Here is a 16,545-nt window from a genome sequence, read left to right as displayed (position 1 = left end):
CCATCAAGTGAATCAAGATAGAAAAAAGTCTCAACATTTACAGACTCTTGTGAAGTATCGACTGTTTTTACGTTGATATGTATTGTTTGCTTTTCTGAAGCATGGGCAAATTGATTACGAATTTGTAGTAACTGGTGGAAGTTATGTGATTTGGTATCTGGCCAATCATTAAGGGCAATCAAATGTCTAATCAGTTTAAATTTGGAAGCTGTGGAAATGATTGCCGAATTCAACAAAATATCTTTGACAAATTCTTGACGTTCAGACGACGGCTTGATTTCTGAAATAAGAATGTTATCAACAACGCTTTCTAAATAAATGAGACGTTCAATAACATAAGCTCGAACTTGTGATACATCCATTGCTTACCTCTCTACTTTTTACTTACACATTATCAACATTCTTATAACGACTGTAACGTCATCAAATCTATGAAGATTGGCGATCGCCACAATGTCATTTTTAGGTTCATGGCCATCACCAGCGTGATCTTCGCTGACGCAAATCAAGCGATTGTGAGCGGCATCCAAAATGAAATCGGCATATCTGCGTTGGTTTTCTGGCGTTAAGACTTGAGGTTCTACGCCCTTCGTTTGGACATAAACCCGGTGATCGCCATCATTAGAAAAATAAATTGTCTCATCGTCGGTAATCAGGAACGCGCCACCGCCATATTTATGCACCCGCGTCCGCACATTAAAATCCTTGGGCGTAATATCTGTGGCCGAACCATCTCCATTGCGCCGCACCAAAACACTGCGACCCTTTTCCTGTGGGCGACCTTCCAGCCAGTAGAGCATATCCCCACCCATGCCACTGTCCGTAACCCAATACTGCTCGACACAATGAGGTCAGAAGTGATCGGCGATCGCCAAGCACCATAGGCGACAGTTTGGGGAGTAGTCATGCGGATAAAAATGAACAAAATACAGCTTTGCCATTTTATCCCAATCCCCTTAATACCTTGATGTCGTAAGTCTTTTCTTAAAGTGGAATTATTACAATATCGTCAAAAAATAGGTCACAATAAATTGTTAGCTCCAGTTGACATTGTGCGATAACGGTAGTCTTTAATGCCTCAGCCCAAAACAGCAACTTTTCCTAAGTCACTACAGCGCCTGCTCGGTATTCTGCTGTTGGCGATCGCCTATTACGGCCTCGCAGAGCTATCCCGCACATTAGCTGCAACCCCTCAGAATGTCACCCCCGTCTGGCCTCCCGATGGCATTGCAGTCGGAGCAATGATGCTATTCGGGAAATGGATGAGCCTTGGAGTTTTCTTAGGATCTTTTTTCGCCAATTTCTGGGCATTTCGCGATACAAGCAATCTACTGTCTTTAGTGATCTCTATTTTTCCAGTGATTGGCATTGCTCTCGGCACGAGTTTAGGAACATGGTTTGGCACATACCTCCTAAAAAAGACCACTCATAATCGTTATCCTTTCGCTCATATTCCCGACGTCTTTAGATTTTTAGTTTTAGCCGGAATGGCAGGACCTGTTATTAATGCAACAGTGGGTGTAACCTGTCTCGCACTAAGCCAAAAAGTACCTTGGGAAGCCTACCTTTCAGTCTGGCTCACTTGGTGGATTTCCAATGTTTCTGGCATTTTTATTGTCACCCCTATTCTATTAAGTGGACAATATTTTTTTCAACAAAGAAAGCAACTTAAAGAAAAGTCTTTTTGGAAAATATTCACTTTATTAGTTGGCTGGGAAGCATCTTTATTTACCAAGCAAAAGACTCAGCTAAAAGAAAAGTATAAAACCTATAAATTCCTGTTGATTATCGAGCCATTTTTATTAATTAGCCTATTAGGTTTGATCAGTATTATTTCCTTTGAAGGAGGGTATAACCTAGAGTATGTTTTGATCCCTCTATTACTGTTATCAGCATTTCGATTTGGACAATTTCAAGCCGCAATCCTCACCTTTACCGTCGCATCATTTGCCATCGTTGCTACAGTGAATGGGAAAGGCAGTTTTATCACAGGGGATCTCAATCAAGCATTAACTCAATTGCAATCATTTATTGCGGTAATCACACTCACAGTCTTAGTCTTTACAGCAATTAATAAAGAGCGTACCCAAGCAGAAACACGGTTAAACATGGCTTTTTTAGAACTCGCAAAAACCAATCAAAGCTTAGAGAGTCGCGTTCAAAAAAGAACTGAAGAATTAAATCATAAAAACCTAGAGTTAAACCATAAAAACGATGCTTTAAAAGACACACTAAAGACTCTAAAACAAACTCAACTTCAGATGATTCAAAGTGAAAAGATGTCTGCCTTAGGTCAAATGGTGGCAGGCATCGCCCATGAGATTAATAATCCAACTAGTTTTATTGTGGGTAATTTGCGATATCTATCAGAGTACATCGATGATTTATTAAAACTACCCAGTTTATATGCGAAGCATTTTCCAAAGGCTCCAGCTCAACTAGAGCAAGAGCTAGAATCTTTAGAATTTGATTTTGTAAAAGAGGATATCCCAAAACTCCTAAAGTCCATGGAAATCGGAACTAACCGCATTACACGTATTGTTGGGTCTTTACGCAATTTTTCTCGTTTAGATGAGGCTAATTTTAAAGAGGTTGATATCCATGAAGGTTTAGACAGCACACTCACTATTTTGCAACACCGATTTATTTCGAAAGATAGCAAAAAACAGGCGATCGCCATCGTTCAGGAATATGGTGATTTACCATTAGTAGCTTGTGATGCAGGCTCACTCAATCAAGTCTTTATGAATTTATTGACCAATGCTATTGATGCTTTAGAAGAAAGTGATACGACCCAACCACAGATTTGTATTGAAACATCTTTGACCACAGATCAACAGGTACAAATTCGCATTACTGATAATGCAATGGGGGTTCCAAAGGAGATCCAATCAAAATTATTTGACCCATTTTTTACAACAAAGCCGATCGGCAAAGGCACTGGTTTAGGTCTTTCGATGAGCTACCAAATTATTACAGAACGCCATAGTGGGAAGTTATGGTGTGAGTCAAGAATCGGACAAGGCAGCAGTTTCGTTATTGAAATCCCTTACAATCAAATTCTCGATTAACTGCAAGAAATCAAGCATCTTAAATTTAGGATTGGACTCACAAAATTCAGCAAGGAAAGGCCTCTCACTCTTCTGAAATTGCTGTGAGATAAAAGGGAAAGGATACATCTTCAGTCTAGGAAGAGTCCTAGCTGAATACCGATTATTGAAACGTCAGTTGACTAGAGTGAATTACCCCCATAACCCCACAGAAATCTGTCTCAAACCACTCTCCACTTGAATTGAAAATATTAATATGGGTGACAGCCTCAACAGCACACAAAATATTGCCTTTTGGAGATTCACGAATATTAGAAGGAGGGTCGAACACAAGTGCCACGCCTGTCTCAGATAGTTGGGGGGCGATCGCCGCAGCTTGAGCATCTTGCCATTTAATTTGACTAATATGGATTACTCCCATCGCACCGCAAGCATCCGTTTCATACCAATCACCAGAGGCATCATAGATATTAATTGTTGCTTGGTTATTGATAGCGCATAGAATTGTGCCGTTGGGAGACACACGCACATTTGAAGGTGGCTCAAATACAACAGCAAGTTCTCTGGATTGACGAACCTTAGGAACAATCACAACCGGGGATTCTTCTGGTGCTAATGGAGTCTTTTGCCCAACAGTCGGCTCTTTCATTGTCGGTTCAGAATCAGAATTAAGTTGCTCAGTATCTATCTCTGGCGTTGTTTCAGACTCTGATGTCCCTGAAACAAATATTTCCTGTTCACTCTCACCTTCAGCTCGCTGCAATTGCAAATAAGTCAACCCGCCAATTGAACTAAACACAAAAATTCCAGCAATAGCAATCCAACGCTGTAGCGGTGAAATTCTTCGAGATAATGGCTGAGCTGTCGGCTTAACAACAGTTTCTGGTAGTGGAGATGTTTGCGGCGTAGCAACCGTTGGTGCAGTATGGTCTTGTAGTTCTGGCGGTTCGAGTAATGCTTGTTTCATAGCAGAGGCAGTTAGAAAACGTTCCCTTTGATTCGTGTGAATTGCCTTATTCAGTAGAGCCACAAAATCTGGGCTGAAATGATACTGGCTACTCCAATCCAATTCTCCTGTCATTGGATCATGGGGGAAATTTTGCGGATAGTGTCCAGTCAATAAATAGATCATGGTCAAAGCAAGAGCATACAAATCGCTCGAAAATACAGGTCGGCCAGATGCTTGCTCGGCAGGCATAAAACCAGGCGTCCCAATCACAATCGAACTAGTCGAACCACTACTGGTTAACAACTGCGTCCCCATAATCTCGCGCACTGCGCCAAAATCAATCAAAATCGGTTTTCGATCAGCTGCTCGGAGAATGACATTTTCCGGTTTAATGTCACGATGAATAATCTTTTTGATCTGGATAAATTCAATAATTTCTAGGATATCGAGCAAGATTTGCTTAACAGCATCTTCCGGCTGAACACCAGCTTGCCGAACGACATCTTCGAGAGTCTGGCCTTGGACATATTCTTGGACAAGATAGAATTCTTCCGCTTCTTCAAAATAAGCGAATAGCTGTGGAATCCGTGGATGAGTTCCTAATTCTTCTAAAACAACAGCCTCACGCTTAAAACGTTCTTTCACTAGCTGAGCAATGTCAGGCTTTTGTTGCAAAGGCTTTAACTTTTTAATGACACAAATGCGTTGTGATGGCAAGTGAGTATCTTCTGCAAGAAAAGTGACACCAAAACCACCACTACCTAGCTCTCGAATAACCTTGTAGCGACCTGAAATAATTGTTGGTGTAGCCATGTAAACCCTATGCCATTAGTCAAAAAACTACCTTTGATCATAATTTGACTCAAATTCATTGAAATACTTTGTCGGATAATTGAATAATCACCAAGACCTAACAGATTTCAATTATTGCTAAAAACAAAGAAACCCTGAGTTCATAATTCACCAAAACATCGGCAAACACAGAACTAAGGGTTTCTAAATTAGGTTTTCAAAAAACCTTAATGACTGACCTTAAGCGATCAAATCTTGTCTCAATGACTTAGGACAAGGAGTTGATAACGTAGTCAAGAAGTGCATTGTACTCAGTGAGAGCCTGTACAGAAAGGTCACGAGGAGTACAACCACGGTTACGAGCAAAGCTAAGAGCTTCAACGTAAGGAGCAGTAGGAAGGTTGAGTGCACGGTAAACTTCACGTTGACCAGCAATTCCCCACTCATCAAGAGGACCAGTACCACCAACTACGAGGCTGTAGTTGATAAGACGGAGGTAGTGCTTGATGTCGCGTTGGCACTTCTCTTTGTAAGTGTTAGTGGAGTTAGCCTGACCTGAATCATTGAGGTAAGGGTACTTCTTGATGCAAGCATCGTAAGCTTCTTTAGCAACTGCGTCGATGTTGCCAGCAAGCTTTTCAGCAGCTTCTAGACGAGCAGCAGAGCGCTGGATGGAACCTTGAACGGACTCAAGATCGGAAGAAGAGGGAAAACGACCTGCAGCATCAGCAGCAGCGATCGCAGTAGTAACAACGGATTTCATGTCTTTACTATCCTTTAGTTTTGACTTGATTTGATTTATATGTGGTCGGAATTCAGAGCTTGGAACTCAGACCCAAAATTAAAACGAAGAGCTATAACCAATTCGGCTATAGGGGTTGTTAGCTAAGAGCTGCAACAACGCGGTCGAAGTAGCTACCAGCTTCTGCAACGAGGCTTGCACAACGATCTTCAACAACGGGAGAACCCATTTTACGAAGACGAGCGCCTGCACGAGCTTCACTAGGATTGTCCTGAATGTGAGCAGCAGCTTGAGCCTTCATGATGCCTACTGCACGTGCAGTGGACTGAAGAGGTACACCAAGAGCAGTGTAAGTTTCCTTGAGGCCGTTTAAGCAACGGTCTTCAAGAACGGAAGCGTCACCAGCGAGAAGCGCGTAGCTTACATAACGAAGAACGATTTCGCCATCACGGAGACAAGCAGCCATGCGACGGTTAGGGTAGCAGTTACCACCAGCTTGGATGAGACCAGTGTTCTCACAAATCATGCCAGCGATTGCATCGGAAACCATGCAACTAGCGTTGGAAGCGATTGCGCTAACTGCGTCTAAGCGACGGTTACCGGAAGCGATAAATTCTTTGAGTGCAGCGAGATCGCCACCACCAATTGCTGTAGTCTTGCTATCAGCAGTAACAACTGCTCTAGAAAAAGCGTCAAGCATTTGAGCTCTCCTCTATAGGTATTTGAACAAAATTGACTTTAAAAAAAGTTTTAGTTAGTCGTCGTTGCGAACCAACTGAAATGAGAATAAAACTGAAATGAGATTTACGGCGCTTTTTTGAGAGACAAAGAAACCTTTCGTAACATTTGCTACCTAATCCACTCCAAGTACGACACAAGCAAACGTCTTGTTTTAAAGGCTTTTTCGGCATCTCGGCCATCTTCCTGGAATTGTAAAAAACTAGGCGAAAACACATTACGAAATGTTGCTTTCTCAAAAGGCGGCCGAATCGACCGGATGGCATCTCATATACTTGGCAGCAAGTTAACTGTCCCATTTATGCCCATTGGACGAAGTTCATGTTTCAGCCTTTTCTTAGACATTTAGAGCAAGAGTTATTTAGCCGCTTCGAGCTAAAGAGTCGTCCAATTGACCCTGAACTCGAGTTTCAGATGAGCAAGCGCGGCAAAAATCCAGCGATGATCGAAAGTTGGTGTTATCAGTCGCCGGAGCTTCGCAAGATTCGCTACACATATATCAACGCAGGTAAGATGGCACAGATCTTTAATAGTGTGCTTTATCCTTCCTATGGTTACGATATGCCGTTGCTTGGGATTGATTTTCTTGCGTTTGGTCAAAAGAAAATTTTAGTGGTGCTCGACTTCCAGCCTCTCTTTCGAGATGAAGGTTATATGGAGAAGTACATTGAGCCCGTTAAGGCAATTCGCGATCGCTATGACGAGTTGGCGCAGGATTTACCGATGCGTTTCTATGATGCGGCACAATATTTTTCTCCTTATCTACTTTTTGCGAAGACAGATGCGGATACGGTAGTGAACAGTTTATTGCCCGCATTTAAAGAGTATTTAGATCTGTATTGCACCATGCTGAAGAATCTGAAGCCCACAGATGATCCAGAGCGGATTGCCAAAATCACTCAGGCGCACAAAGATTATGACCAGTACAGTGCGGATCGAGATCCAGCAGCTGGTTTGTTTAATAGCTATTTCGGACATGAGTGGTCTGAGCAATTTTTACATGAGTTTTTGTTTGAAGAGTCCACTCCATCAGAGTCGGCAAAGGCAGAAATTGAGACGGATTCAGCATCAGAGTCAGAGTCAGAACAAACAGCTAATGTTTAATTTGCGGTTCCCTATCTTCAAAATTTGCTAACGCTTTCACTTTTTTCTTCTTGCCCTTTTTATTTTTGGGCAATTTTTATTATCTATTTCACTTTATAAAATTTTTTAAAATGTCTATTTATCAGCCTTTTCTTGATTATGCGGAAAAAGTGATGGGCGATCGCCTGCCAGATTTAGAGCCTTATCCGATTCCAGAAGGGTTTGATCGTAATGAAGCAACGGTGGGAAAAGGAAAACGGGAAGCCCATGTGGTCACCACGAGCCATGGTTTTCGCACCGAGAAATTACGGCAAATTCGAGCGGCTCACGTTGAAGGTGGCATGGCTTGTCAGGTCTTGAATTTCGTGATTTTTCCTGACCTCAAGTATGATTTACCCTTTTTTGGCGCGGATTTGGTGACCTTACCTGGTGGTCCACTGATTGCAATTGATATGCAGCCACTCTTTCACACAGATGAGTATCGCGCCCGTTATAGCGATCCAGTAATGCCCATCTTCGAAAAATACCAAGAGGATTTGCCTTGGGGTGGCGATTTCCCGGAGGAAGCAAAGGCGTATTTTTCTCCCGCATTTCTCTGGACAAGACCGACCGCTCCCGATGCGGTAGAGACTCATGTATTTGGGGCATTCAAAGATTATCTCAATGCTTATCTTGATTTGGTTGAGGCAGCCGAACCTGTTACTGATCGACCGTCATTAGAAAAAATCAAAGAGGCACAACTCAGTTACGTAAATTATCGAGCAGAGAAGGATCCAGCACGGGGAATGTTGACTAGATTCTATGGTGCTGAGTGGACGGAAGAATATATCCACGGCTTTTTGTTTGACCTCGAAAGAAAGTTGGCGATCGCCGCCTAGATTTCAGGAGGAAAAATGCTAAGCCCCAAGGTAAAGGAACTTATTACCAAAGCGCGCATTGTCAGTTTTGAAACATGGACTGATAGTTACCCACCGGAACTAATTGCGGTGTTTCAAGCAGCAGATGATGAAAGTCGATATTTAACTGATGCTGATTTTGAGGTGATTTTGCAAGCTGCGCCCAGTCTGGAAAAGTCCGCGGCGATCGCCAAATCACTACGGGACAACGCCACAAACATTGTGTCTCAGGCTCGGGTCAACGTTCTCGCTGAATTTCCAGGAATTACCGACGAAGGAGGTGAGTTATACCCAGCCTTTCGGGCAGATGCCTGCTGGCGGGATTTCTGGCATTTTTTACGCTGTGTCACCTATGGCATCACCACAGATCGTACGGACTACACAAGTAAAGCCGGACTCGGTTTTATGGAGCAGCTTTATCAAGAGTTAAAGGTTCCGCTGCCAGCAATGCTCTGCGGCATACAAGGTTTAAAGACCGTTAGCCTCTCCTATGTCGAAAAAGATGTAGATATTAAGTTCGCCCAATCCTTTGATCATTTACTCACCCAACTTCAGCAATTCTCACGACGCTAATTTGACGTGAGCCACCAACTGAATCAATAATTTGTTCGAAGATATAGGTGAGATAAAATCTCGCTCTTATCCGTCTGCTCAAAAAACAATCAAAATCAAGCGCTTTTCCAAGCAAGTAAACACGAAAGGCATTACCAAAACATTTATGAATTTTTAATAGGAAATGCTTCACAATTACCTATAATCCTATGAATGTTTATGGCAGATCTGCCCGAATCATCAGGCATTTCAACATACAAACGTCATTTTTAAAAGACCCGTTTAGTAGAGAAAGCACAGTCACCGATGATCAATAATGCGTTATTTCGTCCTGCACTGCTCAAGAATAACCGGACAAAATTCAATCCAGATGGTTTTGATTTAGCAGCAACTCTAGTCGTTAGAGAAGAGAAGAAAACTAAAGCGAAGGAGCCAATTCGTGAGTTGCCTCCTCAACCGACAGAAGTCAGTGATAAATATCTCAATGCTTTTGCTGATGTTGAGGCGGTAGAACTCGTTAACCCTAGGTCTCGAGATAATGCGGATGTAGTGATTCGGGCTGCTTACATACAGGTCTTTGGTAATGCCCATGTCATGGACAGTGAACGTTCTGCTTATGCTGAGTCACAGCTCCGCAATGGCAGTATCAGCGTCTTAGAATTTATTCGTGTGCTAGCAAAGTCTGATCGGTATCGGACTTTATTTTTTGACAATTGCACAAATCTACGGGCAATTGAACTAAATTTCAAACACCTACTAGGTCGTGCCCCAGAGAATTCTGCTGAGATTTCTGAACATATCCAAATTTTGGCAGAAGAGGGCTATGAAGCTGAGATTGATTCTTATCTCGATAGCGATGAATACTATCAGAATTTTGGCTCGGCGTTTGTACCTTATTACCGTGGCTATGCCAGCCAAACAGGTAAGACTTTAACCAGCTATACCCATTCTTACCAGATGCTCAGAGGAGCCTCTAGTAGTGATAAATCGGTAGAAGATCCAGCCTCTCCTCAATTGCAAAGTGCTGTTCTGAGTAATCAAGCAACAGCTATCTCGCCTTTATCTAGTGTTCCTGATTCTGTTCCTTTAACGACTCCAGTAAAGAGTGTTGATCTAGACGCAGAGTTTCAGGATCTTGATTTGACAACACTAGGCTACAATCCTGAGCGTTTTGCGGGATCGTCACAGTCCGCCCAGGCAAGTACTAGCGTTTCCCCTACGACATGGTTACAGCAATATCAAGCTCGTGAAGCGTCTGCTGCATTCCCTGCAGCCCGCAAGAGCCAACCAGTTAAGTTATATTCCGGTGCAGGCACTGGAGAAGTTGACATTGTTATTCGTGCGGCTTATAAGCAAGTCTTCGGTAATGTCCATCTCATGGAAAGCCAGCGATCGCTCACTGCTGAATCCCAACTTACCCAAGGCAATATTACGGTACGAGAATTCATTGGTCAGCTGGCACAGTCTGAGCATTATCGCTCGCTCTTCTTCGATGACTGCACCAATGCTAGAGCTGTCGAACTAAATATCAAGCATTTCCTTGGTCGCGCTCCTAACGATTTCCAAGAAGTTGCAGCTCATCTCGCGATTCTGGAACAGGAAGGTCTTGCCGCAGAATTGAAGTCTTACTTTGATAGCGAAGAATATCTTCAAAACTTTGGTGATGACACAGTTCCTTATTATGTGGGCTATTCCAGCCAAACTGGCAAAAATGTCGCGGGCTATAATCGTCTCTTCGATTTGATGAGTGGCGCTTCTGGTAGCGATCGCACCGTCGGCGCAACAATGAAAGGAAGTCAACGCACTATTCTCACAAAAGCGTTATTAGCAACACCCAAAATCAATGTTCCTATTCCATTCAACTCCACAGATTTTGAGTTAGCCAAAACGATTAAATCGACTGTCGTTGAGCTTGAATGTGATTCACGCATCCCTTCGATTAGTGATCCTTACACCAAAGCGTTTGCAGGAATTGCTCCACTCGAATATATTCCTGGTTGCTCAGCAGAGGAAGCGAGTATTGTTGTTGAAGCGGTCTATAAGCAAGTCTTCGGCAATGCATATTTAATGGAGAGCGAGCGATCTCCACAGTTAGAGTCAGCATTCACGAGTGGCCAAATCTCTGTTCGGGACTTCGTGAGAGCATTAGCTCAATCAGATCGTTATCGTGCCCTATTCCTCGAAAAAGGCAATAACGTTAAAGCAGTTGAGTTGAATTTCAAACATCTACTCGGTCGCGCCCCAGAGAATTATGCTGAGATTTCAGCCCATGTTCAATTAATTGTTGAGCATGGCTATACTGCTGAAATCAACTCCTATCTCGATAGCGATGAATATATCGAGAATTTTGGGTCTTATATCGTGCCTTATTTCCGTGGCTACGAAACACAAACAGGGCAATCCATGACTGGATATACACATGCCTATCAAGTCATGCGTGGTGCTTCTGCTAGTGACAAATCGATCAGCCGCGGTGCTTATGCAGAACTCGATCAAGCATTGTTGGGCGATCGCCAAAATGAAATCAAAGATATTTCTGGCCTCTCTGTCAACCAAGGAGAAGTAACGACCTTCGATCTTTATTTTGCTGGAGACAGTGCGGATCAACCTCCTGCAGTTGATCCAATCATTCCTGTTGAGGACACTGGTATTCAATTCCGCGCCTATACAGGTGAAAGCAGCTATAAAGCGACAATTTACCGAGGCATGTCTGCTGAGCAACGAGCTAGCATTTGGGAAAATCAGGCAAACACTATCGCAAAGACAGAGCCAGTCACACTTTCACCTAATAGCACAGCTCAAGAAGCTGACTTCGTCATTAGCGCGATCTACAAGCAAGTCCTTGGAAACGTTCATCTTATGGAGAGTGAGCGCCTGACGACTTTAGAGTCCAAGCTCAAAAATAATGAGATTACAGTCCGTGAATTTGTGAATGCACTCGCAAAATCCGATCTGTATCAATCACTCTTTATCTCCTCAAGCCCTCGCTACCGTGCCCATGAACTTAACTTCTTACACTTGTTAGGTCGCGCACCTGCCGACTATAGCGAGACTGTTGCCCATAGCAATACCCTTGATAATGAAAGTTATGCAGCGGATATTGATTCCTATACCAACAGTGCAGAATATCTAGAGGTATTTGGAGAAAATACAGTCCCTTACTGCCGTGGCTTCAAGAGCCAAACAGGTCAGCAGTTATTGGGTTATACCAATATGTTTGAGCTATATGACAGTAATTCTGCCAGCACTCGCTCTACAGCAACACGGAATCAGCCAAAACTTCAAAAGCAGCTTATGGCAAATGATCCTGCGGGGAATCCAACTGTTTACGATGTGAGAGCGCTTCTTAGAAGAGTACTTGCAGAGAAGTAAAGTAGGTCTTCCATAAAATTCTTAATTGTGGTCCTTTAATCGACTGCATTATCTGAAGAAACAAATCAAAAAAGCGAGGATGTAACCGATGTTATGTTCTCGCTTTTTATTAGACAAAGCCTTCAATGAAAAATTTGCAGAAAAAACTATCCATAGCAAAAAAACTGAAAAAATTTGCCATAGGAAGAAAGTGAAAAAACGATTTTTTAGAGCGTGAAAACTTTAGCTAGTGGGCAATAGAATAAATTCTGTTTTGTCGGGGACTTGCCTAATTTTTTTTGTCTACCCAATCCCTTTTGGTCTATTCAATACGCTCGGAATGACTCAAAACAAAATTCCACCTGCCGAGTAGCAGCGGAAATCCTCTTACCTCTCCTCGACTGACCCGAACGCTATGGGTGATCACAGTAGTGACATGTTGATCGGGGTCGCACCGTTTAGGTGGTGATATTTGGTCAGATAAATTCATCGCAATTTCAAAACGGTTAAGAAATAGAAAATCAGATGGTAAGGTCGCTTCGCCAAAAATCAAGGGGCGATCGCCGCAACAATTCGGCTAGAAAGAATTTTCACTAACAATGTCAGAGAGAGGCAGTTGACCCGGTTTTGGCCAAGCCGCTTTTGTCCCTTTACCGATTGCAACCATTGGTCCCATGACGTGATCCTCTGGCAGCTTAATCAGTTCGGCAACCTTATCAATATCAAAACCAATCATCGGGCAGGAATCATAACCCAATGCTTTAGCCGACAGCATCAATGTTTGCATGGCCATTCCAATTGAGCGTTGTGCCTCATCTCGTTGTAACCATTCCCGACCATCATGAAAAGGCCCAATCATTCCCACCAATTGTTCAGCAACTGCTTCAGGAGCATTTACCCAATAGCGTTCCGGTTCCTTTGCCCATGCTTTGACATCACCAGTGAACACCACTACCAACGACGCATCAGTGACCTGCGCTTGATCAAAGGCTAATGCTCTGACTTGTTTGCGCAGTTCAGGATCTTTCAGCAGCACCAAGCGCCAATGCTGAATATTAAAACTGGTTGGTGCTTGGATAGTCGCCTCCAACAACTTTTGTTCATCTTCGGCTGGCATCACATAGTCTGGGTCGTAATGCTTAACGGCACGGCGTTGATAAATCGATTCAATCGTTTCCATTTTGTCTAATCCTATGGGTTTGGCGATCGCCTTCATCATCAGAGAAAAACGACAAACCAATCTCAATTTTGACAAATCTTTAAACCACCCATCTATTCGAATTAAAAGACGATCGCTCATCATTGGATCGGCAAATTACGTTGGAATACAAGACAAATATCCTGAGAATACCTTCAAATTGAGGCGTTGCAGAATAGAGGTATGAATGGAGGTTGTTGACTCAATGGAATGTCCAGAATGCCAATCTACTCATATCCGTAAGAACGGAAAGAAAAAAGGCAAACAGAATCACATCTGTGTAGATTGCGGTCGTCAGTTTATCGACCACTATAGTCAGCTCGGCTACTCAAATGCCTTCAAACGTGAATGCCTCAAAATGTATGTCAACGGTATGGGCTTTCGAGCCATTGAACGGGTGAAAGGAGTGCACCACACTACCGTCATCACTTGGGTCAAACAAGTCGGTGCATTGCTGCCTGATGCTTATGAACCGGAAGAGATGCCTCAGGTCGGGGAACTCGATGAACTTCAAACATTCGTCGGTGCTAAAAAAACAAGGTCTGGCTCTGGACAGCAGTAGACCACTTTCAACCAGGTATTCTTGCTTGGACTATTGGTGACAGAAGTGCAGAGACATTCAAGCCACTATGGGCAATCGTTAGTCTCTGGAGATGCTTCTTTTACGTCACAGATGGCTGGAAAGTTTATCCCATCTTTGTACCCGATGGGGACCAGATTATCAGTAAGACCTATATGACTCGAGTCGAAGGAGAGAACACTCGATTGCGGCATTATCTCGCTCGACTCCATCGAAAGACCTTATGTTATTCAAAGTCTGTGGAAATGTTAGAGCATTCGATTCGATTGCTGATTCACTATCTCAAGTTCTGGGATGTTCCTATCCCTCGACCCTCATAGATTCATACCTCAATTCACCAACGCCCAAATTGAATATAGACAAAAGAGTACGAGCTTTTTAACTTAGGATATTGATCACAGAAAATCGTACCCAATACTGAATCACATGGGAAATAATACGCTTCAGACATGAACAATGATATTGAGTTTCGACAAATTCGTTATTTTGTGGCAGTAGCGGAAGAACTTAACTTCACAAGAGCCGCCAAAAAACTTCGGATTGCACAGTCTCTCCTAAGTCGCCAAATACAGAATCTAGAGAAAGAAATTGGGATTCAGTTACTCGATAGAACGAAGCGAAAAATCTCTTTGACACCGGCAGGAATTACTTTTTTTGATGAATGTCGACAAATCATACAAGCTGTTGAGCAAGCAATTCAGAACACCCAAAAAGTGGCACAGGGTAAAATTGGCCGCATTGTGATGGGTATTGAAAGTTCGACTCGTCATGACATTGTTCTCAAAATTATTCGGCAGTTTCACCAGAGCTATCCCGGCATCGAATTAGTCCTGCAAGAAATGTCTTCCGGCAAACAAGTCAAAGCACTGAGGGAAAAGAAAATTACTGTGGGATTGCTTGATCCAGTGATAGCGACGACAGATTTAAAGTTTCAAGTGTTATTTAGTGATCCTTTAGTTGCGGTTTTGCCAGAGAAACACCCCCTTGCCAATTCTGAAACGATCGACCTAGAAGATTTAGCGACAGATCTATGGGTTACTGGGCCACATGATGGTAGCTGTGGTCTGTTAAAGCGATTACTGGATATCTGTAAACAATATGGTTTTACGCCACAGATTCGCCAGGAAGCTAATGATATCCCAATGAAATTGAGTTTCATTGCTGCGGGTTTTGGGGTATCACTCTTGCCTGCATCTTCACGAACTCTCGCAACTCCCGGCGTAAAATTCATTCCACTCCAAGACCCTGTCCCTGAAATACAAATGGCGATCGCCTGGCTAGATAAACCAGAACCATCACCATTACGCGAATCTTTGCTAGAAACAATTCACTCTGCTGTGGGTTTAAAGCAAATTGGCAGTACACCTTAGATTTTTTTCTACTCGCAAACCCTCAACTCTGTTTCTTGATAGGTCTTCTCCCCCAAGGCTTGATAACGGAAATACCAATAATCATGAGTAAAAAAACAGCCTGAATAATTGAGCCAATTAATACTCCTTTTGCATCGAAAGCATAAACAGAATTTGCAAAAGCATTCGACCCTTCTGTCACTGAAATTCTCTCTGCCGCGTTACCCCAGGGAAATAACCAAAATGTCCCAAAAATCACTAATCCACTCGTCAAAAACCATTTCGAGATCACCCAATAGAATTTAGTAAAGCCATAATTTGTCGTCCAACAGAGTAAAGTCGCAGTCAAAACTGAACCAATCGCAGCAGGAATCACAAGATACTCATCGAGCAAATTAATCGCAGAATTCAATGCAAACAGAATATCGGCATTGTCTGAGCTCATATTGCGGAATGACAGCAAAAACAGACTTGACACTGTCCCTGTCCACAGTGCCGCAAATCCAATATGGAAAGATAACAACCAATGTCTTTGCTTCATGCTTAACTTCGGCATAATCACATCCCAAGAGACTCTCTAAATCACTGGCCATAATCATCAAAAACGGCTTGGTGAAATTTCAAGCCTCAAATTACTTAATACATTGACTATTAATATATTGACTATTTCTCAAAAAAGCAATATTAGATAGAAAAAATTTCTAAAGTAAGTTTTTGATGATCTGGTCTAGAGCCTCTAAAACTATTGCCTGTTCAGCTTTTGGGATATTTTCGGTGGCATGGCTAATCGTTTCTGCGCTCATAGCTGGGAGAATATTTTTAAGGGCTACACCATCCTCTGTCAGCCAGATACGAACAATGCGGCGATCGCCTGGATCCCGTTCTCGATAAACCAAATTGCGAGTTTCCATCCGATCTACTACCCCTGTAAGAGTTGCCCCTAATTGCTTTAGCTTAGCGGCGATGCCGGAAGTTGAGAGTCCATCTTCTTCCCAGAGGCAACAGAGGACAAGGTAATGAAATGGTGTCAGTCCATAGGGTTCTAGCCGCTCTAAAAAATCGCGATACATCAACTGGGATACAAGTTTGAGTTTATATCCTAGGTTGTATGGAGCAAGGGCATGGCGCCATTGTTCAATAAAATCAGCATTTGAAGAAGAATCGGACATTATAGTTATGGTTAGGTTTGGAACCGCACATTCCCCATCTTACGGCCTCCATTATCTCTGTAATTTCTGACTCAGTGTGGCGATCGCCCATGAACA

14 protein-coding genes are annotated in these 16,545 nt (G+C 42.8%); 7 read left to right on the top strand and 7 right to left on the bottom strand.

Annotated features, from left to right (window positions below; genetic code table 11):
* Positions 1–380 precede the first annotated feature (380 nt).
* Complete coding sequence (locus LEPTO7376_RS03315) at positions 381–812, bottom strand: hypothetical protein (RefSeq protein WP_041763133.1); 432 nt, start codon at positions 810–812, stop codon at positions 381–383.
* Positions 813–1,073: 261 nt separating this feature from the next.
* On the opposite strand from LEPTO7376_RS03315, the gene LEPTO7376_RS03310 reads away from it, so the two are divergent.
* Positions 1,074–3,071 (top strand): MASE1 domain-containing protein, encoded by a 1,998-nt coding sequence (locus LEPTO7376_RS03310; RefSeq protein WP_015132849.1) that lies wholly within the window; start codon positions 1,074–1,076, stop codon positions 3,069–3,071.
* A gap of 142 nt (positions 3,072–3,213) precedes the next feature.
* On the opposite strand, the gene LEPTO7376_RS23155 is transcribed toward LEPTO7376_RS03310, so the two are convergent.
* From LEPTO7376_RS23155 to cpeB, 3 genes are all read right to left on the bottom strand, one after another.
* Positions 3,214–4,812, bottom strand: a complete 1,599-nt coding sequence (locus LEPTO7376_RS23155) for a serine/threonine-protein kinase (protein WP_015132848.1) — start codon at positions 4,810–4,812, stop codon at positions 3,214–3,216.
* Between the two features lie 247 nt (positions 4,813–5,059).
* The gene (locus tag LEPTO7376_RS03300; protein WP_015132847.1) at positions 5,060–5,554 is read right to left on the bottom strand and encodes a phycocyanin; all 495 of its coding nucleotides are present in this window, start codon (positions 5,552–5,554) and stop codon (positions 5,060–5,062) included.
* A 118-nt stretch (positions 5,555–5,672) separates the two neighbouring features.
* A complete protein-coding gene (cpeB, locus tag LEPTO7376_RS03295; protein WP_015132846.1) occupies positions 5,673–6,233 on the bottom strand; it encodes a C-phycoerythrin subunit beta in 561 nt (186 codons plus the stop codon).
* Between the two features lie 359 nt (positions 6,234–6,592).
* Here cpeB and LEPTO7376_RS03290 point away from each other — a divergent pair, with 359 nt between their 5' ends.
* The 4 genes from LEPTO7376_RS03290 (at position 6,593) to LEPTO7376_RS03275 (ending at position 12,174) form a co-directional block, all read left to right on the top strand.
* A complete protein-coding gene (locus tag LEPTO7376_RS03290; protein ID WP_015132845.1) occupies positions 6,593–7,375 on the top strand; it encodes a 15,16-dihydrobiliverdin:ferredoxin oxidoreductase in 783 nt (260 codons plus the stop codon).
* A gap of 110 nt (positions 7,376–7,485) precedes the next feature.
* Positions 7,486–8,232 carry a phycoerythrobilin:ferredoxin oxidoreductase gene (locus LEPTO7376_RS03285; RefSeq protein WP_015132844.1) on the top strand — a complete coding sequence of 249 codons (747 nt, stop codon included), beginning with the start codon at positions 7,486–7,488 and terminating at the stop codon, positions 8,230–8,232.
* Positions 8,233–8,247: 15 nt separating this feature from the next.
* Complete coding sequence (locus LEPTO7376_RS03280) at positions 8,248–8,823, top strand: phycocyanin (RefSeq protein ID WP_015132843.1); 576 nt, start codon at positions 8,248–8,250, stop codon at positions 8,821–8,823.
* A gap of 285 nt (positions 8,824–9,108) precedes the next feature.
* A complete protein-coding gene (locus LEPTO7376_RS03275; RefSeq protein ID WP_015132842.1) occupies positions 9,109–12,174 on the top strand; it encodes a phycobilisome rod-core linker polypeptide in 3,066 nt (1,021 codons plus the stop codon).
* 556 nt (positions 12,175–12,730) lie between these two features.
* On the opposite strand, the gene LEPTO7376_RS03270 is transcribed toward LEPTO7376_RS03275, so the two are convergent.
* Positions 12,731–13,393 carry a nitroreductase family protein gene (locus LEPTO7376_RS03270; RefSeq protein WP_264308967.1) on the bottom strand — a complete coding sequence of 221 codons (663 nt, stop codon included), beginning with the start codon at positions 13,391–13,393 and terminating at the stop codon, positions 12,731–12,733.
* 163 nt (positions 13,394–13,556) lie between these two features.
* On the opposite strand from LEPTO7376_RS03270, the gene LEPTO7376_RS24315 reads away from it, so the two are divergent.
* Both LEPTO7376_RS24315 and LEPTO7376_RS03260 read left to right on the top strand, forming a co-directional pair.
* A protein-coding gene (locus LEPTO7376_RS24315) for an IS1 family transposase (RefSeq protein WP_015132840.1) occupies positions 13,557–14,251 on the top strand; the annotation gives its coding sequence in 2 pieces (ribosomal slippage) (positions 13,557–13,881 and positions 13,881–14,251; 696 coding nt in all).
* Between the two features lie 129 nt (positions 14,252–14,380).
* Positions 14,381–15,301 carry a LysR family transcriptional regulator gene (locus tag LEPTO7376_RS03260; protein ID WP_015132839.1) on the top strand — a complete coding sequence of 307 codons (921 nt, stop codon included), beginning with the start codon at positions 14,381–14,383 and terminating at the stop codon, positions 15,299–15,301.
* Positions 15,302–15,323: 22 nt separating this feature from the next.
* Here LEPTO7376_RS03260 and LEPTO7376_RS03255 read toward each other — a convergent pair whose 3' ends face one another.
* Complete coding sequence (locus LEPTO7376_RS03255; protein ID WP_264308966.1) at positions 15,324–15,821, bottom strand: hypothetical protein; 498 nt, start codon at positions 15,819–15,821, stop codon at positions 15,324–15,326.
* Between the two features lie 160 nt (positions 15,822–15,981).
* Positions 15,982–16,449 (bottom strand): MarR family winged helix-turn-helix transcriptional regulator, encoded by a 468-nt coding sequence (locus LEPTO7376_RS03250; RefSeq protein ID WP_015132837.1) that lies wholly within the window; start codon positions 16,447–16,449, stop codon positions 15,982–15,984.
* Positions 16,450–16,545 lie beyond the last annotated feature (96 nt).

The organism is [Leptolyngbya] sp. PCC 7376, from assembly GCF_000316605.1.
Lineage (GTDB): Bacteria > Cyanobacteriota > Cyanobacteriia > Cyanobacteriales > MRBY01 > MRBY01.
Note: the sequence above shows the minus strand (reverse complement) of the source record. Positions and strands in the feature narration are given on the sequence as shown.

Coding starts and splice junctions, on each gene's coding strand:
- LEPTO7376_RS03250 (WP_015132837.1), bottom strand. CDS start 16,449: ATGTCCGATTCTTCTTCAAATGCTGATTTTATTGAACAATGGCGCCAT.
- LEPTO7376_RS23155 (WP_015132848.1), bottom strand. CDS start 4,812: ATGGCTACACCAACAATTATTTCAGGTCGCTACAAGGTTATTCGAGAG.
- LEPTO7376_RS03290 (WP_015132845.1), top strand. CDS start 6,593: ATGTTTCAGCCTTTTCTTAGACATTTAGAGCAAGAGTTATTTAGCCGC.
- LEPTO7376_RS03300 (WP_015132847.1), bottom strand. CDS start 5,554: ATGAAATCCGTTGTTACTACTGCGATCGCTGCTGCTGATGCTGCAGGT.
- cpeB (WP_015132846.1), bottom strand. CDS start 6,233: ATGCTTGACGCTTTTTCTAGAGCAGTTGTTACTGCTGATAGCAAGACT.
- LEPTO7376_RS03275 (WP_015132842.1), top strand. CDS start 9,109: ATGATCAATAATGCGTTATTTCGTCCTGCACTGCTCAAGAATAACCGG.
- LEPTO7376_RS03285 (WP_015132844.1), top strand. CDS start 7,486: ATGTCTATTTATCAGCCTTTTCTTGATTATGCGGAAAAAGTGATGGGC.
- LEPTO7376_RS03260 (WP_015132839.1), top strand. CDS start 14,381: ATGAACAATGATATTGAGTTTCGACAAATTCGTTATTTTGTGGCAGTA.
- LEPTO7376_RS03255 (WP_264308966.1), bottom strand. CDS start 15,821: ATGAAGCAAAGACATTGGTTGTTATCTTTCCATATTGGATTTGCGGCA.
- LEPTO7376_RS03280 (WP_015132843.1), top strand. CDS start 8,248: ATGCTAAGCCCCAAGGTAAAGGAACTTATTACCAAAGCGCGCATTGTC.
- LEPTO7376_RS03315 (WP_041763133.1), bottom strand. CDS start 812: ATGGGTGGGGATATGCTCTACTGGCTGGAAGGTCGCCCACAGGAAAAG.
- LEPTO7376_RS03310 (WP_015132849.1), top strand. CDS start 1,074: ATGCCTCAGCCCAAAACAGCAACTTTTCCTAAGTCACTACAGCGCCTG.